This is a genomic window from Mesorhizobium sp. P2_D1, from assembly GCF_056404455.1.
This window is the reverse complement of record NZ_JBFUDZ010000001.1, coordinates 193,755-211,340: the sequence shown is the minus strand read 5'-3', so window position 1 is coordinate 211,340 and position 17,586 is coordinate 193,755. Positions and strand designations below refer to the sequence as shown.

At 64.2% G+C, this 17,586-nt stretch carries 20 protein-coding genes; 12 read left to right on the top strand and 8 right to left on the bottom strand.

Features of this window, described 5'->3' with window-relative positions:
* The first annotated feature begins 150 nt into the window (after positions 1–150).
* A complete protein-coding gene (locus AC1D0I_RS01135) occupies positions 151–573 on the top strand; it encodes a metallopeptidase family protein (RefSeq protein ID WP_095084388.1) in 423 nt (140 codons plus the stop codon).
* A 240-nt stretch (positions 574–813) separates the two neighbouring features.
* Here the strand turns inward: AC1D0I_RS01135 and AC1D0I_RS01130 are convergent, their stop codons facing one another.
* Together AC1D0I_RS01130 and AC1D0I_RS01125 are read right to left on the bottom strand one after the other, a co-directional pair.
* On the bottom strand, positions 814–1,020 hold the full coding sequence (locus tag AC1D0I_RS01130) for a DUF1737 domain-containing protein (protein ID WP_477392513.1): 207 nt from the start codon (positions 1,018–1,020) through the stop codon (positions 814–816).
* A 49-nt stretch (positions 1,021–1,069) separates the two neighbouring features.
* Positions 1,070–1,960, bottom strand: a complete 891-nt coding sequence (locus AC1D0I_RS01125; protein WP_477392511.1) for an HpcH/HpaI aldolase/citrate lyase family protein — start codon at positions 1,958–1,960, stop codon at positions 1,070–1,072.
* A 294-nt stretch (positions 1,961–2,254) separates the two neighbouring features.
* On the opposite strand from AC1D0I_RS01125, the gene AC1D0I_RS01120 reads away from it, so the two are divergent.
* Genes AC1D0I_RS01120 through AC1D0I_RS01105 form a run of 4 tightly spaced genes read left to right on the top strand, consistent with a single transcriptional unit; the run spans position 2,255 to position 7,286 of the window.
* A complete protein-coding gene (locus tag AC1D0I_RS01120; protein ID WP_477392509.1) occupies positions 2,255–3,793 on the top strand; it encodes a DUF4153 domain-containing protein in 1,539 nt (512 codons plus the stop codon).
* Positions 3,794–3,796: 3 nt separating this feature from the next.
* Positions 3,797–4,489 carry a response regulator gene (locus AC1D0I_RS01115; RefSeq protein ID WP_477392507.1) on the top strand — a complete coding sequence of 231 codons (693 nt, stop codon included), beginning with the start codon at positions 3,797–3,799 and terminating at the stop codon, positions 4,487–4,489.
* Positions 4,480–6,078 carry an ATP-binding protein gene (locus tag AC1D0I_RS01110; RefSeq protein ID WP_477392506.1) on the top strand — a complete coding sequence of 533 codons (1,599 nt, stop codon included), beginning with the start codon at positions 4,480–4,482 and terminating at the stop codon, positions 6,076–6,078. The genes AC1D0I_RS01115 and AC1D0I_RS01110 overlap by 10 nt, the downstream gene beginning before the upstream one ends.
* A gap of 41 nt (positions 6,079–6,119) precedes the next feature.
* Positions 6,120–7,286: an NAD(P)/FAD-dependent oxidoreductase gene (locus tag AC1D0I_RS01105; RefSeq protein WP_477392504.1), complete on the top strand. Its 1,167-nt coding sequence runs from the start codon at positions 6,120–6,122 to the stop codon at positions 7,284–7,286.
* A 237-nt stretch (positions 7,287–7,523) separates the two neighbouring features.
* On the opposite strand, the gene AC1D0I_RS01100 is transcribed toward AC1D0I_RS01105, so the two are convergent.
* The 4 genes from AC1D0I_RS01100 to AC1D0I_RS01085 form a co-directional block, all read right to left on the bottom strand.
* The gene (locus tag AC1D0I_RS01100; RefSeq protein ID WP_457152362.1) at positions 7,524–8,015 is read right to left on the bottom strand and encodes an SRPBCC family protein; all 492 of its coding nucleotides are present in this window, start codon (positions 8,013–8,015) and stop codon (positions 7,524–7,526) included.
* A 40-nt stretch (positions 8,016–8,055) separates the two neighbouring features.
* Entirely contained in the window at positions 8,056–8,502 is a 447-nt protein-coding gene (locus AC1D0I_RS01095; protein WP_477392502.1) for an SRPBCC family protein, read from the bottom strand.
* On the bottom strand, positions 8,502–8,813 hold the full coding sequence (locus AC1D0I_RS01090) for an ArsR/SmtB family transcription factor (RefSeq protein ID WP_064987727.1): 312 nt from the start codon (positions 8,811–8,813) through the stop codon (positions 8,502–8,504). The genes AC1D0I_RS01095 and AC1D0I_RS01090 overlap by 1 nt, the downstream gene beginning before the upstream one ends.
* A 92-nt stretch (positions 8,814–8,905) precedes the next feature.
* Positions 8,906–9,331, bottom strand: coding sequence for a GNAT family N-acetyltransferase (locus tag AC1D0I_RS01085; RefSeq protein ID WP_477392500.1), 426 nt, complete (start codon positions 9,329–9,331; stop codon positions 8,906–8,908).
* Between the two features lie 148 nt (positions 9,332–9,479).
* Here AC1D0I_RS01085 and leuD point away from each other — a divergent pair, with 148 nt between their 5' ends.
* The 7 genes from leuD (at position 9,480) to AC1D0I_RS01050 (ending at position 14,760) form a co-directional block, all read left to right on the top strand.
* Entirely contained in the window at positions 9,480–10,085 is a 606-nt protein-coding gene (leuD, locus tag AC1D0I_RS01080) for a 3-isopropylmalate dehydratase small subunit (protein WP_095083961.1), read from the top strand.
* 64 nt (positions 10,086–10,149) lie between these two features.
* Entirely contained in the window at positions 10,150–11,010 is an 861-nt protein-coding gene (locus AC1D0I_RS01075; RefSeq protein ID WP_477392498.1) for a hypothetical protein, read from the top strand.
* 84 nt (positions 11,011–11,094) lie between these two features.
* Entirely contained in the window at positions 11,095–12,024 is a 930-nt protein-coding gene (locus AC1D0I_RS01070; protein WP_477392497.1) for a hypothetical protein, read from the top strand.
* A 312-nt stretch (positions 12,025–12,336) separates the two neighbouring features.
* Entirely contained in the window at positions 12,337–12,720 is a 384-nt protein-coding gene (locus AC1D0I_RS01065) for a RidA family protein (protein ID WP_477392495.1), read from the top strand.
* A gap of 14 nt (positions 12,721–12,734) precedes the next feature.
* Complete coding sequence (locus AC1D0I_RS01060) at positions 12,735–13,085, top strand: VOC family protein (protein WP_477392827.1); 351 nt, start codon at positions 12,735–12,737, stop codon at positions 13,083–13,085.
* Positions 13,086–13,169: 84 nt separating this feature from the next.
* The gene (leuB, locus tag AC1D0I_RS01055; protein WP_477392493.1) at positions 13,170–14,273 is read left to right on the top strand and encodes a 3-isopropylmalate dehydrogenase; all 1,104 of its coding nucleotides are present in this window, start codon (positions 13,170–13,172) and stop codon (positions 14,271–14,273) included.
* Between the two features lie 4 nt (positions 14,274–14,277).
* Entirely contained in the window at positions 14,278–14,760 is a 483-nt protein-coding gene (locus AC1D0I_RS01050) for an N-acetyltransferase family protein (RefSeq protein ID WP_477392491.1), read from the top strand.
* On the opposite strand, the gene AC1D0I_RS01045 is transcribed toward AC1D0I_RS01050, so the two are convergent.
* Positions 14,750–15,460 (bottom strand): DUF805 domain-containing protein, encoded by a 711-nt coding sequence (locus AC1D0I_RS01045; protein ID WP_477392489.1) that lies wholly within the window; start codon positions 15,458–15,460, stop codon positions 14,750–14,752. The genes AC1D0I_RS01050 and AC1D0I_RS01045 overlap by 11 nt on opposite strands.
* A gap of 116 nt (positions 15,461–15,576) precedes the next feature.
* Positions 15,577–17,454, bottom strand: coding sequence for a DEAD/DEAH box helicase (locus AC1D0I_RS01040; RefSeq protein WP_477392487.1), 1,878 nt, complete (start codon positions 17,452–17,454; stop codon positions 15,577–15,579).
* Positions 17,455–17,586: the final 132 nt, after the last annotated feature.

Below are 17,586 nucleotides of genomic sequence, written 5' to 3'. Positions count from 1 at the left end.
TGTTCCTATAGATTCCAGAGGGTGCTGGAAGAGTCAAGCGGAGTCATGGGGAATTTATTCCTGCCCCGGGGCTTGTCGGAGGCGTGGGCCGCCCCCGCCATTTGCCGATTGCGGCGCGAAAGCCTATATGCCGGGATCAAAGGACACAGCATGGCCCGCATCTACAAGACCCGCAGCTGGCACGACGAGCTTTCGCCGTCGATGGAGGAAATGGAGTTCCTGGCGCTGGAGGCTTACGCCCATCTGCCGGAGGATTTTCGCAAGCTGACCGGCGAGATCGTCATCCAGATCGCCGAGTTCCCGACCGACGAGATCATGGACGATTTGTCGCTGGAAACGCCCTTCGACCTGCTCGGTCTGTTCGAGGGACGCGGCATCGCCGAGCGCTGGAATCCGCAGACCGGCGAAGGCCCGAATCGTATCACGCTCTACCGCCGCGCCATCCTCGACTACTGGGCCGAAAACGAGGAAACGCTGGGCGACATCGTCACCCACGTGCTGATCCACGAGATCGGCCACCATTTCGGCCTCTCGGACGATGATATGGAGAAGATCGAAGAGGCGGCTGAGTAGAACGTCAGAGGCTTGCGCACAAGAACTGGCGTCTCATTCCTTCGCGCCCCCCTCTGGCCTGCCGGCCATCTCCCCCTCAAGTGGGGAGATTGGCAGTTTCAACCTCCGCTCCTTTTCTTCCACGCTGAAAATTAGCGAAAGCCGTCCACGCCATCCGATCTCCCCCCTTGAGGGGGAGATGTCCGGCAGGACAAAGGGGGGCGCTGTCCCGCCAGCGTGGGACTATACCAATCGCTAAGCCTACCAATCACTCAGCTTGGTATCCGGCCCATATTCCTGACCGTCGATATCCTTGACCACGGCCTGGCCGCAGCACATCGTCTTGGCCTCCTTGTCGAAGGCATAGGTCGGCGAGCCGAACAGGTGCCAGCCCTTGTTCAGCGCCGCAGTCACCTTGTGGCAGAAGCTGGCATCGTCAGGGCCAGTGAGAAAGCGGTAGAGTTTCATCCGTCAATTCCTGTCGTGAGTGCCCTTAGCCCGCGAGCATCAGGCGATATCATGCGCCGATGGCCGCCGCCTTCGCTAGCAGTTTTTCAGCTTGCGCCAAGTGCAGCCTCTCGACCATTTTTCCATTCAGCGCAATCACGCCCTTGCCGGCATTTTCCGGAAGCGCAAAGGCATCCTTCACCAGGCGTGCCTCGGCCACGGCTTCAGCGGACGGCGCGAAGGCCAGGTTCGCCGCTTCGATCTGGGCCGGATGGATGAGGCTCTTGCCGTCGAACCCCATGGCCGCCGCTTCCGTGCATTCATGGGCGAAGGCGTCGAGGTCGCGAAAATCGTTGGAGACGCCGTCGAGAATGTCGAGGCGGCCGGCGCGCGCGGCCAGCACCATCTGCATCAGCCACGGCACGAGGTAGCGCCGGTCAGGAGTCGCCGACACGCCGGTGCCGTTGAGCAGGTCGTTCGTTCCGGCAACGAAACAAGCCAAGCGCGAAGCCGGATCGCGGCCAAGTTCGGCAATGGCGCCGATGTTGAGCAGCGCCTTGGGCGTCTCGATCATCGCCCACAGTTTCACGCTGTCGGGAGCAAAATTGTCGTCGAGCACATCGCCGGCCTCAAGCAGGTCGCGCGGCGTGTCGACCTTGGGCAACAGGATGCCGTCGGGCTCGCAGCTTGCGACAGCCAGAAGGTCGTCGGCGCTCCATTCGCTGGCCAGTGCATTGATGCGCACCACCATCTCGCAGCGGCGGCCAAGGTGGTTGGCAGCTGGGCGGTTGGCGAAGATGCCGGCCAGTTTTTCACGCACGGCGATCTTGTCGGCCGGAGCGACGCCATCTTCGAGGTCGATGATGACGGCATCGCAGGCAAGCTGCGCGATCTTGGCCAGTGCCCTGTCGTTGGAGGCCGGGATGTAGAGCACCGAGCGGCGCGGACGATAGGTTTCCATGGCTGATCTATGCCGTCTGTGGATGGTCGAGGCAAGTCGTCTCCAGCCCTGCACGAAAACTGCACACGCCTGCGGAAAACCTCCTCCGATCCGCCCCGCCGTCTCCCTGCCAGCCTGCGAGACAGGCAGCATGCAAAACCGAGCAAAACCCCGTTGGTCCCTTCCTTACCGGCTGCGTAGCGAGGGCTGGTGGCTGGTCGATCCGCCACGCGCGAATCCCGTGGCGATCCTCATCCCTTTTGCCCGCAAGTGCCCGCCGACCGTCTGGCTGGAAGCCGTCAGGAGGGCCAGGTCATGACAGCATTCTTCTCCGCGGTACCGAGCTATTGCGCCCGCTTCGGTGTTGCAGTGCTGCTGGTCGCGCTGGCGGATTTTCTCTTTTACAGCCAGCCAGCCGGCATCACGGTTTTCCTGTTCGCCATCCTGATTGCCGCCTCCGTGGTGGCTCTGCATCCCGCCGCCTTCAGCGACGGCAGGCTGTGGATCAAGCCCACCGCGCTGCTTGTCGCGCTGCTGCCGCTCGCCGAAAATGTCAGCGCTCTGTCGGTATCGATCGCGCTTGCGGCCCTGGTCGTCTTCGCGCTCTCGCTGAGCGGGCGGCTGCGCCATCGCATCGCTCGCATTGCCGGCCAGATCGCGCTGTTCGGACTGGCGGCGCCGTTCCGGTTCGCCAACGACTTCATCCGCTGGCGCAGGACGGCGCGTCGCTTCGGCCGGCGCCGCGTCCGGCTGGCAGCGATCGCCGTCTGGGCCATGCCGCTGACGCTGGGCGCCGTCTTCCTGGCGCTGTTCGGCGCCGCCAATCCGGTCATCGACTACTGGCTGTCGCTGATCGACCTTCTTAAGCTGCTCGATCTCATCCAGCTCACGAGGATTGCCTTCTGGCTGTTCGTGCTGGTCTGTGTCTGGGCCTTTCTGCGGCCACGCCTGCCGCGTCTGGTTCGTCGCATCCCTCGCGCGACGCTGGCGGTGGTCAGCACTCAAGCTGAGAAAATCACCACCATCGGGGATATCCTGTTCGGCAAACCCGCCATCCTGCGCGCGCTTGTTGTCTTCAACATCCTGTTTGCGCTGCAGACCGGGCTCGACGCCACCTATCTGTGGGGCGGGGTGGCGCTGCCCGATGGGCTGAGCTATGCGGCTTACGCGCATCGCGGCGCCTATCCCTTGATCGTCACCGCGCTGCTTGCCGCCGGCTTCGTGCTGGCGGCGCTCAGGCCGGGAAGCGAAACATCGGGGGATCCGCTCATCCGCCGGCTGGTCTATGCCTGGGTGGCGCAGAACATCATGCTGGTCATCTCGTCGATCCTGCGGCTCGATCTCTATGTCGGCATCTACGCGCTGACCTACTGGCGCATCGCGGCTTTCGTCTGGATGGGGCTGGTGGCATCAGGTCTTGCCCTGATCATAGCCCGCATCGCGCTCGGAAAATCCAATGAATGGCTGTTGTCCGCCAATCTTCTGACGTTATCTCTGACGCTTTATGCCGGCTGTTTCATCAATTTCGCCGCGCTGATCGCCAATTACAATGTCGACCACTCCCTCGAAATGACCGGCCAGGGCATTTCCCTCGACGCCTGGTATCTGCGCTCGCTCGGCCCGGGTGCGTTTCCGGCGATGGATCGCTTCCTCGATCATCAGAGTCGAGCCGCCAACAATTCGGTCTTCCGCGAACTGGCAGGGCGGCGCGGCAGCGACGAAGACTGGTACCGCACCATTCAGGAAAACTGGCGGGCCTGGAGCTTTCGCGACTGGCGCCTGCTTCGCTATCTCGACAGCAAGGGGTCGCTCGTGCTTCCTCAGCCTTCGCAACCTTCCTTGCCGGGCCGCTGACCGATGCCGCATCACATCCTCGTCGCCGACGATGACCCGCATATCCGCGAGGTGATCTGCTTCGCGCTGGAAAAGGCCGGCATGAAAACGCTTGGGGTGGCCGACGGCGCCGCCGCCTTGCAGGAGATCGGACGCCGCGCGCCGGATCTCGTCGTGCTCGACATCGGCATGCCGGAGATGGACGGGCTGGAGGTCTGCCGGCGGCTGCGGCGCACATCCGACGTGCCGGTGCTGTTCCTGTCCGCGCGCGACGAGGAGATCGACCGCATCCTCGGGCTCGAAATGGGCGGCGACGACTATGTGACAAAACCGTTCAGCCCGCGAGAGCTGGTCGCCCGCGTCAACGTCATCCTGCGGCGCGCCCGCCCGGTGCCGCCCGAACCGGCCGACGACAGGCAGTTCGCGCATGGCAAGCTTGCTCTGGCGCCGGCCAGCCACGCCGCCAGCTTCGATGGCAAACCGCTTGCCCTGACCGGGATCGAGTTCTCGATCCTGAAAGGATTTTTGGCGCGACCGACGCATGTGCTCGACCGCGACGCGGTGATGGCAAACGCCTATGCCGCCAACATCCATGTCGCCGGCCGCACCGTCGACAGCCATATCCGCAACATCCGCGCCAAGCTGGCGGCGGCGGGTTGCCTGGATGCTATCGAGACCGTGCACGGCGTCGGCTTCCGGCTCGGCCGATGCGGCTGACGGCCTCCCGCAAATGGATCGGCCGCAAATGGCGGCCGCGCCTTGCCACGGTCGTCGTTGCCATCCTGATCCTGGTGATGGCACTGCCGCTGGTCGGCCTGTTCTTCTTCCGGCTCTACGAGAACCAGTTGATCCGCCAGACCGAAGCGGAGTTGATCGCGCAAGGTGCCGCCATCGCCGCCATCTATGCGCAGGACGTGCGCGACGCCGGCATCCCGCCGGAAAAACTCGGCGCGCCGATGGCGCGGGCAAACGGGGATGCGAGCCGAAGCGTCCCTGACCCGCTATACAGGCCGATCGAGCCGCAGCTCGATCTCGCTTCCGACACCGTGCTGCCGACGCGGCCGGCGGCGATGCCTGCCACTATCGATCCCGCCTTCGCCGCCATCGGCGCGCGCCTGTCCGGTGTTCTCGATGCCACGCAGAAAACCACGCTGGCCGGCTTCCGGCTGCTCGACCCCACCGGCGTCGTCATTGCCGGACGTGGCGAGGTCGGGCAATCGCTTGACGGGGTTGAAGAGGTGCGCGAGGCCCTTGCCGGCCGCTATGCCAGTGCGCTGCGGCTGCGCATTCCCAACCAGCCGGCGCCACCGCTCTATTCGGTCAGCCGAGGCACCAAGGTGCGTGTCTTTGTCGCCCTGCCGGTGGCCATAGACGGTAAGGTCGCCGGCGTGGTCTATGTGTCGCGGACGCCCAACAATATCGTCAAGCATCTCTATGGCGAGCGCGGCAAGGTGACCCTGGCTGCGATCGCCATCCTCGGCGGCACGCTGCTCATCGGCCTGGTCTTCCTGCGCACCGTCAGTCGGCCGATCTATGCGCTGATCGACCGCACCCAGCGCATCGCCGCCGGCGACCGCCAGGCCATCAAGCCGCTCGACCACCACGGCACCTATGAAATGGCGGAGCTCTCCGCCGCCTTCCTCGACATGGCGGAAAAGCTGCAGGCGCGATCGGACTCGATCCAGACCTTTGCCACCCATGTGTCGCATGAGCTCAAATCGCCGCTGACGGCGATCCAGGGTGCGGCCGAGCTGCTCCGCGATTCCGGTTCGGCGATGGACGAGGCCGAGCGGCAGCGCTTCTCCAACAACATCGTCACCGATGCGGGGCGGCTCAATCTGCTGGTGCGCCGGCTGCTCGACCTGGCGCGGGCCGAGAATCTGGCGCCGAGCGGTGAAAGTACCTCGATCGGCGCAGCGCTGGCACTGCTTCCTGTAGACAACAGGCTGGCGGTTCGTGTCGAGGCCGGCGGCGAGATCGATTTGCGCATATCGGCTGAGAACGCGGCAATCGTGCTTGCCAATCTCATCGACAATTCAGCCAGGCACGGCGCGACGCAGGTGTCGGTCACCGTGGCGAGCACCGGCGGCAAGGCGTCCATCCTGGTCAGCGACGACGGCGCCGGCATTTCGCCGAGCAACCGGGCGCGCATCTTCGAACCATTCTTCACCACGCGGCGCGATTCCGGCGGCACCGGCATGGGGCTCGGCATCGTGCTGGCCCTCCTGAAAGCGCATGATGGTATGATCCAGCTGGTTGACTCCGAACGCGGCACGCGCTTCGAGATTACCTTGCCAACCGCGTGACTCCCCAATCAGCGGCTCGAACCGGAAAGGGCATAAAAAGCGTGCGCTACGACATTGTCATCATCGGCGGGGCCATCGTTGGATCCTCGATCGCCTACTATCTGCGCGAGGAGGGGTTTTCGGGCTCCATCGCGCTGATCGAGCGCGATCCGCAATTTGCCCATGCGGCGACGACGCTGTCCTGCGCCTCGATCCGCCAGCAATTCTCGATCCCGGAAAACATCCGGCTGTCGCAGTTCACGCTGAAACTGTTCCGGCGGCTGAAGGACGAGTTCGGCGCGGATGCCGATATAGGCTTCCACGAAGGCGGCTATCTCATCCTTGCCGGCGAGAACGGGCTGCCGATCCTGAAAGCCAATCACCAGGCGCAGATCGCCGAGGGCGCCGACATCCTGCTTGAGGATGCCGACGCCTTGGTGCGTCGCTTCCCCTGGCTGTCGGTCGAAGGCATCACCGCCGGCGCCTATGGGCGGACCGGCGAGGGCTGGTTCGACGCGCATGCGATGCTGATGCTGTTCCGCAAGGCGCTACGCGAGAAGAAGATCGATTTCATCACCGCCGACGTCACCGGCATCGAGCGGCAAGGCGACCGCGTCACCGGCGTCAGCCTCGACAATGGCGAGACGCTGGAAGCGGGCATCGTCGTCAACGCCGCCGGGCCGAATGCCGGCAAGGTGGCTGGTATGGCCGGGCTGGCGCTGCCGGTGGAGCCGCGCAAGCGCAACGTCTTCGTCTTCGAGGCGCGCGAGAAATATGCCGACATGCCGCTACTGGTCGACCCGAGCGGCATCTGGCTCAGGCCGGAAGGCTCGGTCTACATCACCGCTGGTGCCGAGCCGGAAGAGGGCGACGGGCCCGCCGATCCCCAGGATTTCGATGTCGACTGGCCACTGTTCGAAGAGGTGATCTGGCCGGTGCTGGCCACCCGCATCCCGGCCTTCGAGGCGATCAAGCCGACCCGCGCTTGGGTTGGCCACTACGACTACAACACGCTCGACCAGAACGCGGTGATCGGCCCGCATCCGCAGGTGACGAATTTCCTGTTCGCCAACGGCTTTTCCGGCCACGGCCTGCAGCAGGCGCCGGCCGTCGGCAAGGCGCTGGCCGAGCTGATCGTGCATGGCGGCTACCGCACGGTGGATTGCTCGGCGTTTGGCTATGGCCGGGTTGCGGAAGGGCGGGCGTTTAGAGAATTGAATGTGATTTGAGGTGTTAGGCGTTGGGAACATGCCGTTCCCGCCGAGTTCCCGCCCACCCCCCCTCTGGCCTGCCGGCCATCTCCCCCGCAAGTGGGGAGATGACAGCTTCGACGCCGCGTCACCCCTGTCACATTTCGAGATTGGTGACAGCGATTGAGCGTGTAATCCCCCTCTTTGCGGGGGAGATGGCCGGCAGGCCCGAGGGGATGCTGTCCCGCCGACATCAAATGCACCGCCACGAGTCGGCTAAGCCGCGGCCAATCTCCCAGCGTCAAAATACACCTGCAGCCAGTTCAGCACCCTGCCCCAGCCCTCGGCGTGTTCAGCCGCCGCGTCGCTCAAGCCGGTAAAGCCGCCATGACAGATGGTGACGCGCGTGCCATCGGCGATCGGCTGCAGCAGCCAGGCGACCGTCGTTTGCCGCCGGCCAAGCGTGGGATGGTCCCACTCATAGGCCCGCGTCTGCACGATCCGGCGCGGCGCCTCGATGTCGAGTAAGTCGCCGCTCTCTGGCAGGTCCCTGCCGTCTGCCGTTCGAACGGTGACCTTCCAACGGCCGCCGATGCGAAGATCGGCCGACCAATCGACCATCCGGTAGGTGTCGGCGGACCCCCACCAGCGCTCGACCTCGTCCGTGACCAGGGCCTGGAAAATCCGCTCGGCGGGTGCGCCGATGTCGGCGCTTGCCATGACGGTCTCGCCATTGGTCATGCTGTGGACGACAGGGACATGCAGCATAGGTGCCTCCAAAAGTTTGTTTCGCTGCTGAAACCAAGCTTCAACCCTTCGATGGCGGGCGCTCGAAACCCTTGCCGGTCTCGAGCAGGCTCTTGAGGCTTGCCAGCACCAGCGGCCAGCCCTTGGAGACATTCGGGATCAGCCGGTGCGGGCCGTCGGCCTCGTGGGTGACGGCAAGCTTCATCAACTCGCCGTCCTGTTCGATTGCGAAGGTGCAGCGCGTGTAGCCGTCTTCCTTGACCTCCGGCATCCATTCATTGCGCCATTTGATCACCAGGCGTCGCGGCGGGTCGATTTCGAGGATCTCGCCGCTGTCGGCGACGCGGCCGTCGGGGAAGATCAGTTTCCAGCTGGAGCCGACCTTCCACTCGCTCTCCTGATGGGAGCAGAGGAAGAACTGCCGGTTGAACTCCGGATCGGTCAGCGCCTCCCAGAGTCTTTCGGGCGTGGTGCGGATGTAGGTCACGTAAACGAAGCTGTTGCTCATCAGTCTTCCCTTTCGAGGCGTTTCTTCAGGTCACTCAATGCATCCAGCCGATGGCGCTCGAACTTGCCGATCCAGCGTTCGGCGATCTCGTTGATCGGAACCGGGTTGAGGTAGTGCTGCTTCTCGCGTCCCTTGCGGAGCGTGGTGACGAGGTTGGCTTCCTCCAGGATCGCCAGGTGCTTGGTCACCGCCTGGCGTGTCATGTCCATCTCCGCGCACAGCGCGTTCAGCGTCTGCCCGTTCCGGGCATGGAGGTTGTCCAGCAATTGCCGGCGTGTCGGGTCGGCCAAGGCGCGAAAGACGGCATCCATGCTCATGTCTTTAATATGCAACCATTTGGTTGCATGTCAAGCCGCAAGTTCTTACGCTGTTGGCAGCTGGACGCGGTCACGGGGAAAAAATGTCAGCGCTTGCGGGAGAACCAGAAGGCGTCGGGCATGCGCGTCATGCCGATGCGTTCGTAGAAGCCGACGGCGTCGGGCATGGAGATCAGGCTGATGGCAACGGACGGTCCGAGTTGCCGCCGTGCCTCGTCCATCAGGCCTTTGCCGATGCCGAGCCCTTGCGCCGATTGGGAAACGGCGAGCTCGGAGATGTAGCAGACCCAGGAGAAGTCGGTGATGGCGCGGGCAACGCCGATCAGCGGCTTGCCCTCGACATCGAGACGCGCCGTCAGCACCAGGTTGGCGCCCGACAGCATCGCCTGCAGGCGGGCGTCGTCATCGACAGGCCGTGTCTCGCCGAGGCCGGATTCCACCAGCACACGGCGGAATTCGGCGATGTCGAGCGCGGGCTCGCGGGCATAGAGGATTCGGGAGTTTTCTGCCATGACAGCCAGACTGCACCATCGGGCGGTGAATTCGAAGCCGTTTTGCGCAGCCGGCCATCCTGCACAAACAGTTGCCTTTTATTTGCCCGCGGCTTTGTGTAAACCGTGCCTCAGCAATCCCCCCGAAACAAGAACACGGGCAAAAGCCATGGAAAAATTCACCAAGCTCACCGGCGTCGCCGCTCCGATGCCGATCGTCAATGTCGACACCGACATGATCATCCCCAAGGATTATCTCAAGACGATCAAGCGCACCGGGCTTGGCACCGGCCTGTTCGCCGAAATGCGCTACAATGACGACGGTTCGGAAAATCCGGATTTCGTGCTCAACAAGCCGGCCTACCGCAAGGCGCAGATCCTTGTCGCCGGCGACAATTTCGGCTGCGGTTCGAGCCGCGAGCACGCGCCTTGGGCGCTGCTCGATTTCGGCATTCGCTGCGTCATCTCGACCTCGTTCGCCGACATCTTTTACAACAACTGTTTCAAGAACGGCGTGCTGCCGATCACCGTCAGCCCCGAGGATCTCGAAAAGCTGATGGATGACGCCTCGCGCGGCTCCAACGCCACCTTGTCGATCGACCTCGAGGCCAAGGAAATCCGCGGTCCCGATGGCGGTGTGGTCGCGTTCGACCTCGACGATTTCAAGCGGCACTGCTTGCTCAACGGGCTCGACGATATCGGCCTGACCATGGAAAAGGCCGGCGCCATCGCTTCGTTCGAGAAGAAAAACGCCGAACAGCGCCCCTGGGCCTGAAATACGCGGCCTGACCGCAAGGCCGCGCCTACGGCGAGTCTTCGGATAAAAACGAGGACTTGTCATGACACGTTCGCTTGTTGCCGGCGCCTGCGGGCTGATGATGTCGATCCTGCTGCCGGCAACCAGCCTGTTCGCCCAGGCGCCTGTCATCGACCAGCAGGCGCCGATCCCGTTCGAGGGCGGTCAATTTACCATCACCCAGCAGGAGCCGGACGGCGAAAAGGTGCTCGCCTACGACGGCCAGAAGCTGGCGAGCAATTATGACGTCTTCTTCGACAGGATCGTCAACATCGCCGGCGCTGAAGTGGCGCTGGTCGATGTCGGCGACGGCAATATCGACCATCTCTGCGGTCCTCCCGTGATGATCGCGTGGAAGCCGAAAGGCGGCACGATCCAGGGCATCACGGTCGAGCAGGATGGCTGCGGCGCGCCGGCGTCGGTGACCGACAATGTCATCTATTTCGTGCCCTATCTGCTGCCGGGCGCCTCGAAGCGGGCAATGCAATGGTCGCCCACCGACGGGCTGACGATTTCCGGCAATCTCACTTACATGCCGGATCCCGGCACGGTCTGGAAAGATGTCGACGTGTCGAAATACGAGGACATGATCGACGCTTTCCACAACGAGGCGGTCTATAGGGACGCCGCGGCCTTGCTTGGCAACGACATGACCGTTCTGGCCGCCAGTTTCCTGGCCGCAGGCGGGACGAAAACAACCGCGTCCGGCATCGTCTATTTCGACGGCTGCGCGCCGCACAATTGCGGCGGCAATCACGGTTTCATGGCGGTCGACGCGGCCAACCAAAAGCTCTATTTCGCCCGCAGCAGTGGCAAGCCCGTGATGGATGCATGGCCTCCGGTGCAGAGCTGGCCGGCCGAGGTCAAGGCGGCGCTGGACGAGGCGTTTGGCACGCCGCATTAGCTTCGCCGCGCAGGCTTTCCGCGCAAGGCGCGGACTGGCGTTTCATTTCCGGCTGGCTATGATCTGACGAAACGGAGGATCACCATGACTCGTTCGCTTCTTGCCGGCGCTTGCGGGCTGGCCCTTTTCCTGCTGCCTGTGACGAGCGCTCATGCCCAGACGCAGACGCCCGCGGCGCAGCTGGCGCCCTCGGCCGAGAAACCGGCCACCGACCAGGGTACAGGCGCCGCCGATGCTTCCGACGACGACAAGCAGGCGCCTGTGCCATTCGAAGGCGGCCAGCTGACCATCACCCAGCCGGAACAGGACGGCGAGAAAGTGCTTGCCTATGACGGCCAACAGCTGGCGAGCAATTATGACGTCTTCTTCGACAAAATCGTCGAGGTCGGCGGTGTCAAGGTGGCGCTGTTCGATGTCGGCGATGGCGGTAATCAATGTGGCCCTGCCACGGTGATCGTCTGGAAGCCGGAAGGCGGCACCATCCAGAGCACGACGGTCGAGCAGGACGAGTGCGGCGCGCCGCCATCGGCGGTGTCCGACAACGCCATCTATTTCGTGCCCTATCTGTTGCCGGGCGATGAGAAGCCGGCTTTGCAATGGTCGCCGACCGACGGACTGACGACTTCAGGCAACCTGACCTACATGCCGGAACCCGGCACCGACTGGAAAGACATCAATCCGGAAAAGTACCAGAACATCATCGACGCCTTCCACAACGAGGCTGTCTACAAGGAAGCGCAAAAGCTGCTCGGCAAGGACATGCCCGACATGGCGACCAGCCTGCTGGTCGGCGGCGGCACGGAAAAGACCGCTTCGGGCGCCTTCTACGCCAGCGGCTGCGTGCCGCATGACTGCGGCGGCAATGACGGCTTCATGGCGGTCGACCCGGCCCAGCACAAGCTCTATTTCGCCCGCCGCGGCGACAATGGCCAGCCAAACGCCTGGCCGGCGGTAACGACATGGCCGGCCGATGTGAAGGAGGCGTTAGACAAGGCGCTGGGGTCGGCGAACTAGGGAGTCTGGTCGACAATCACCACACCTCCGTCATCCTCGGGCTTGACCCGAGGATCCAAACCGCGACCTTGAAACAAGCAATGCGGCGGAACAGAATTCTGCACCGCGGCAGCGCACCTATGTCATGGCATGGATCCTGGGGTCTGCGCTGCGTCGCTTCGCTCCTTCCTTCGCCCCAGGATGAAGACCCGAAGGCTTCGGCCCAGTCTTCAAAGTGTGCGTTGGTTTGTCGGAACAACCATCAGTTTCACCTGGCCTATGGCCGAGCGCCGTCTTTCCTTTCAGAATGACGGAAGGCAACTGCGAGGACCCATGCGAAAACTCATCTCCACCGGCTCGCCGTTCGAAAAGACCGCCGGCTATTCGCGAGCGGTGGTGCAGGGCGACTGGTGTTTCGTGTCCGGAACGACCGGCTATGACTATGCGACGATGACGATGCCGGACACGGTCGAGGCGCAGACGCGCAATTGCCTGGCGACCATCGGCAAGGCTTTGCAGGACGGCGGCTTCGAGATGGCCGACGTGGTGCGGGCGCATTACTACATCACCGATGCCGCCTTCGTGGACATCGTCTTCCCGATTCTGGGCGAGACGTTCGGCGACGTCAGGCCGGCAGCGACGATGATCGTTTGCCAACTCAACAAGCCGGAAATGAAGATCGAGATCGAAGTGACGGCGCTGCGGAGCACGAAATGAAGGGCGGGCAGGCGATGAAAGTCCTGCGTATCGTTGCCAACATCGAGACATCCGACATCGCGGCGGCGAAGCGCTTCTACCAGGACGTGCTCGGCCTCGACGTGGTCATGGACCATGGCTGGATCAGGACCTTGGGCTCGCAAGACAAAATGAACGTCCAGATCAGCTTCGCCGCCGAGGGCGGCTCCGGTTCCCCGGTGCCGGATCTCTCGATCGAGGTCGACGATGTCGACGCGGCGCTCGACGCCATGAAGGCGGCCGGCTTTGCCATCGAATACGGCCCAGCCGACGAGCCCTGGGGCGTGCGGCGCTTTTATGTGCGCGATCCGTTCGGCCGACTGGTCAACATTCTCTCGCATCGGTGATCGCCGTTGTAACGCGCAGGCTTGCGCGCCGGGCGCTTGGCGTTTAGCAAGGCCGCGGTTCAAATCTTTCCAGGACGGTTCTCCATGGCAACGAAGCATCTTTTCCTGCTCGCCGGCGACGGCATCGGTCCGGAGGCGATGGCCGAGGTCAAGAAGTTGATCGCTGTCATGAACGACAAGCTCGGCAGCGGCTTTGCCACCGAGGATGGTCTGGTCGGCGGCTGCGCCTACGATGCGCATGGCGCAGCGATTTCCGATGCCGACATGGCAAAGGCAATGGCGGCCGACGCAGTGCTGTTTGGCGCTGTCGGCGGGCCGAAATGGGATGCGGTGCCTTACGACGTGCGCCCCGAAGCCGGCCTGCTGCGGTTGCGCAAGGACATGGAGCTGTTCGCCAATCTACGCCCCGCCATCTGCTATCCGGCACTCGCCGCGTCCTCGTCGCTCAAGCAGGAGGTGGTCGAAGGCCTCGACATATTGATCGTGCGAGAGCTGACCGGCGGCGTCTATTTCGGCGAACCCAAGCAGATCATCGATCTCGGCAACGGCCAGAAGCGCGGCATCGACACGCAGGTCTACGATACGTTCGAGATCGAGCGCATTTCGGGCGTCGCGTTCGAGCTGGCGCGCACGCGCAAGAACCACGTCACCTCGATGGAAAAGCGCAACGTCATGAAGTCGGGCGTGCTGTGGAACGAGGTCGTCACCCAGACCCACAAGGCGCGTTACTCCGACGTCAAGCTCGACCACATGCTTGCCGATGCCGGCGGCATGCAGCTGGTGCGCTGGCCCAAGCAATTCGACGTCATCGTCACCGACAATCTGTTCGGCGACATGCTGTCCGACATCGCCGCCATGCTGACCGGCTCGATCGGCATGCTGCCGTCGGCCTCGCTCGGCGCGCCGGACGTGAAGACCAAGAAGCGCAAGGCGCTGTACGAGCCGGTGCACGGTTCGGCGCCGGACATTGCCGGCAAGGGCATCGCCAACCCGATAGCCATGATCGCCTCCTTCGCCATGTGCCTGCGCTATTCCTTCGGCATGGTCGACGAAGCCGACCGTGTCGAAGCCGCGATCGCCGCCGTGCTCGACCAGGGCTTGCGCACAAAGGACATCCTGTCGGCGGGCATGACCGAGGTCGGCACCGTAGAGATGGGCGACGCGATCATCGCCAAATTCCTCGGCTGATCGCGTGACGGTCGACGTCCGCTGGGCGACGATCGAGGACGCGACCGCGCTCGCCACCATGCTGTGCGAGATGGCCGTGCACTACCGGCAGCCACCGCTCGACCATGAGCGGGCCTTGTTAGCGGTGGGGAAATGGCTCGGCGAGGAAAGCCCGGCCTATCCGCATTTCGCGCTGGCTTTCGTCGAGGGCGAGGTCAGCGGCCTGGCGTCGGTGGCGATCGCGCATCCCGGCATCGATCTCGAGCGGTTGCTGTTCCTCAAGGACCTGTTCGTGCGCGACAAGGCCCGCAACGCCGGCGTCGGCCGGGCGCTGATCGGCTTCCTCGCCGGCCATTGCCGGCGCCATGGCATCGGCCGTATCGACTTGACTACCGAGGACTGGAACGAGGGCGCGCTGCGGTTCTACGACAGGCTCGGCGCCGAGCGCCACGGCCAAAAGGTCTTTCTCAGGCTTTCGGGCGAGGCACTTAAGGCAGCTAAATCCTGATCCCTGCCGGCACCGGTCCCCACTGGTTTTCCCGGGCTTGTGTCGGAATCAGCGCGAAGACCAGGATGATCAGGCTGCCGATGGTGGGGATGAGGATCACCAGACTGAGCCAGCCCGACAGGCCGATGTCGTGCAGCCGGCGGACGATCATGCCGAGGCTGGGCAGAAATGTCGCAAGCAGGAAGGTGCCGCACAGGCCAACGGTCACCGCCGCCGATACGTCGCTGTCGAAATGGCCCATATCCGTATCGGTGAACAGACCGATGCCGCCGATGATCAGCAGGCAAACCGTCCAGAACAGGCAGTAGCCCCAATATTCCTTACGGCGGGCGCGGCCGGCGAAATTGAAGTAGTTCCGCGTCACGCCGCGCCAGAAATAGCCCCACAAATCGGTGGGTTCGGCAGGCCCGGAGGAGCGGCCGAAATGCTGGGCCTGGGGCGCACCGGCCGCAGCTTTATTGCCGGCCTGAGGCTGCGCGGCGCTCGTGCCGGCGTCGGCGGCCGGGGCCGGTGTCTGGGCTGCGATCGAAAAGACGTCGCGCGCCTGCCCACCACCCGGCTGGAACTCGACGGCCGTGCCCTTGGGCATGGCGGTTTGCCGGCGCAGGTTCTCGCGGGTGAAGGTGTAGCGGTTGCCGTCCGCTCCAGTGATGAAGCCGAAGCCCTGCTCCTCGTCATAATGAAGCACTTCGCCGCGCATATCCTGCCCCCCGCTTGCCACGTCCCGGCCAAGATGTGACACAGGGCCGCGCCTATGGGCAAGGCCGCGTTGGGATGCGGCCCGCGTCTTGCGGTCAGGTGAAGCCGCCCCAGGTCTTACGAGGGCCGCTTCTTCGCTTTCTTGTGTTTCGGCGCGCCGATGTTTTCGAACTTCGGCTTGCCCGGCTTTTTGGCCCACGGCTTTGCCTCGAATGCGGCAGGGCGCTGATCAGCTGATGCCGGTGCCGGTGCACGCTTCTCGAATTTGCGCTTCGGCACGTTCGGGTCGAAAGGCGCCTTGCCGCGATGCGGTTTCTTGTCGGGGCTTGGCGGCTGATAGCCGGCCCGCGACAGGTCGGGCGTGCCGTCCAGCCGCTTCACCACGATGTTGTTCTGCAATTTGCGGTCGGGACCGATCGCCGCCAGGAAGCGGTCGGCCCAGTCGGCCGCGATCTGCACGAAGGTCTCTTCCGGCTGCATCTTGATGGCGCCGATCTCGCGCTTGCTGATGCTGCCGGCGCGGCACAGCATCGGGATCAGCCAGCGCGGCTCGGCATTCTGCCGGCGGCCGACCGACAGCGAGAACCAGACGCTGGCGCCGAAATCGTCGCGGCGGCTGGGCGCTTCATCGCGGCGTGCGAAGTTTTCGCCCGCCGGTCTTTCACGAGACGGCGTGAACGGCGCGATTTCCAGGAGATCTTCCGGCGCCGAGCGGCTCGAACGGCATAGGCGCACGAAGGCCGCCGCCACCTGTTCGGCGCCATGCTTTTCGAGAAGCTCACCGATGAAGCCGCGTTCCTCATCCTTCACAGGCTCGCTGAAGGCGGGGTCGGCAAGGATGCGCTCATCGTCACGGCGCAGCACGTCGTCGGCCGAGGGCGGGCTGGCCCATGTCGCCTTGAGGCCGGCGTTCTGCAACAGCCGTTCGGTGCGCTTGCGGGCGCTGTTGGGGACGATCAGCGCGCTGACGCCCTTGCGGCCGGCGCGTCCGGTGCGGCCGCTGCGGTGCAGCAGCGTCTCCGGGTTGGTCGGCAGGTCGGCGTGGATCACCAGCTCGAGATTGGGCAGGTCGATGCCGCGCGCCGCGACGTCGGTGGCGATGCAGACCTTGGCGCGGCCGTCGCGCATTGCCTGCAGCGCATGGCTGCGCTCGTTCTGGCTGAGTTCGCCCGACAGCGCGACGACGGAAAAGTTGCGGTTGTTGAAGCGTGCGGTGAGATGGTTGACGGCGGCGCGCGTGTTGCAGAACACCAGCGCGTTCTTGGCCTCATAAAACCGCAGCACGTTGATGATGGCGTTCTCGCGGTCGGCCTGGGCAACGCTCAGCGCCCGATATTCGATGTCGAGATGCTGCTTTTCCTCGCCGGCGGCCGAGATGCGCACGGCATCGCGCTGGTAACCCTGGGCGAGCGTGGCGATGGAGCGCGGCACGGTGGCCGAGAACATCAGCGTGCGGCGTTCGGCCGGTGCGGCGTCGAGGATGAATTCGAGGTCCTCGCGAAAGCCGAGATCGAGCATCTCGTCGGCTTCGTCCAGCACCACGGCCTTGAGCGCCGACATGTCGAGCGAGTGCCGCGTGATGTGGTCGCGCAGGCGGCCGGGCGTCCCGACGACGATGTGGGCGCCGCGTTCCAGCGCGCGCCGCTCGGTGCGCATGTCCATGCCGCCGACGCAGGACGCCACCGTGGCGCCTGTGAGCTCGTAGAGCCATTCCAGCTCGCGCGTCACCTGCAGCGCCAGCTCGCGTGTCGGCGCCACCGCCAGCGCCAGCGGCGCCGCGGCCTGGGAAAAGCGCTCCGCGTCGCCCAGCAGGGTCGGCGCCAGGGCGAGGCCGAAGGCCACGGTCTTGCCGGAGCCGGTCTGCGCCGACACCAGCGCATCGGCCTGCCCCAGTTCGGGCGCCAGGACCGCCTTTTGCACCGGCGTCAGTTCGGAATAGCCGCGCTTTTCCAGCGCCCTGGCTAGCGCTGGGACAATAGCTTCGAAGTTGGACATCTCACTCTTTCGGAATTCGGGGTCTGCGCTCGTCATCGAGCACGTGCCGGGGCTGACGCAGCGCCAGCCAAACAATCTTGGCTGTTCGTACTTCTTGCCGCCACCATTGTACAGGGCAAGTGGCCGGACGGC

Excerpts from the sequence above, each read along its gene's own strand:
- AC1D0I_RS01090 (WP_064987727.1), bottom strand. The coding sequence starts at position 8,813 with ATGGATGCCGTCTTTCGCGCCTTGGCCGACCCGACACGCCGGCAATTG.
- AC1D0I_RS01060 (WP_477392827.1), top strand. The coding sequence starts at position 12,735 with ATGAAAGTCCTGCGTATCGTTGCCAACATCGAGACATCCGACATCGCG.
- AC1D0I_RS01065 (WP_477392495.1), top strand. The coding sequence starts at position 12,337 with ATGCGAAAACTCATCTCCACCGGCTCGCCGTTCGAAAAGACCGCCGGC.
- AC1D0I_RS01075 (WP_477392498.1), top strand. The coding sequence starts at position 10,150 with ATGACACGTTCGCTTGTTGCCGGCGCCTGCGGGCTGATGATGTCGATC.
- AC1D0I_RS01085 (WP_477392500.1), bottom strand. The coding sequence starts at position 9,331 with ATGGCAGAAAACTCCCGAATCCTCTATGCCCGCGAGCCCGCGCTCGAC.
- AC1D0I_RS01100 (WP_457152362.1), bottom strand. The coding sequence starts at position 8,015 with ATGCTGCATGTCCCTGTCGTCCACAGCATGACCAATGGCGAGACCGTC.
- AC1D0I_RS01110 (WP_477392506.1), top strand. The coding sequence starts at position 4,480 with ATGCGGCTGACGGCCTCCCGCAAATGGATCGGCCGCAAATGGCGGCCG.
- AC1D0I_RS01040 (WP_477392487.1), bottom strand. The coding sequence starts at position 17,454 with ATGTCCAACTTCGAAGCTATTGTCCCAGCGCTAGCCAGGGCGCTGGAA.
- AC1D0I_RS01135 (WP_095084388.1), top strand. The coding sequence starts at position 151 with ATGGCCCGCATCTACAAGACCCGCAGCTGGCACGACGAGCTTTCGCCG.
- leuD (WP_095083961.1), top strand. The coding sequence starts at position 9,480 with ATGGAAAAATTCACCAAGCTCACCGGCGTCGCCGCTCCGATGCCGATC.
- AC1D0I_RS01095 (WP_477392502.1), bottom strand. The coding sequence starts at position 8,502 with ATGAGCAACAGCTTCGTTTACGTGACCTACATCCGCACCACGCCCGAA.
- AC1D0I_RS01115 (WP_477392507.1), top strand. The coding sequence starts at position 3,797 with ATGCCGCATCACATCCTCGTCGCCGACGATGACCCGCATATCCGCGAG.
- AC1D0I_RS01120 (WP_477392509.1), top strand. The coding sequence starts at position 2,255 with ATGACAGCATTCTTCTCCGCGGTACCGAGCTATTGCGCCCGCTTCGGT.
- AC1D0I_RS01045 (WP_477392489.1), bottom strand. The coding sequence starts at position 15,460 with ATGCGCGGCGAAGTGCTTCATTATGACGAGGAGCAGGGCTTCGGCTTC.
- AC1D0I_RS01130 (WP_477392513.1), bottom strand. The coding sequence starts at position 1,020 with ATGAAACTCTACCGCTTTCTCACTGGCCCTGACGATGCCAGCTTCTGC.
- leuB (WP_477392493.1), top strand. The coding sequence starts at position 13,170 with ATGGCAACGAAGCATCTTTTCCTGCTCGCCGGCGACGGCATCGGTCCG.
- AC1D0I_RS01125 (WP_477392511.1), bottom strand. The coding sequence starts at position 1,960 with ATGGAAACCTATCGTCCGCGCCGCTCGGTGCTCTACATCCCGGCCTCC.
- AC1D0I_RS01070 (WP_477392497.1), top strand. The coding sequence starts at position 11,095 with ATGACTCGTTCGCTTCTTGCCGGCGCTTGCGGGCTGGCCCTTTTCCTG.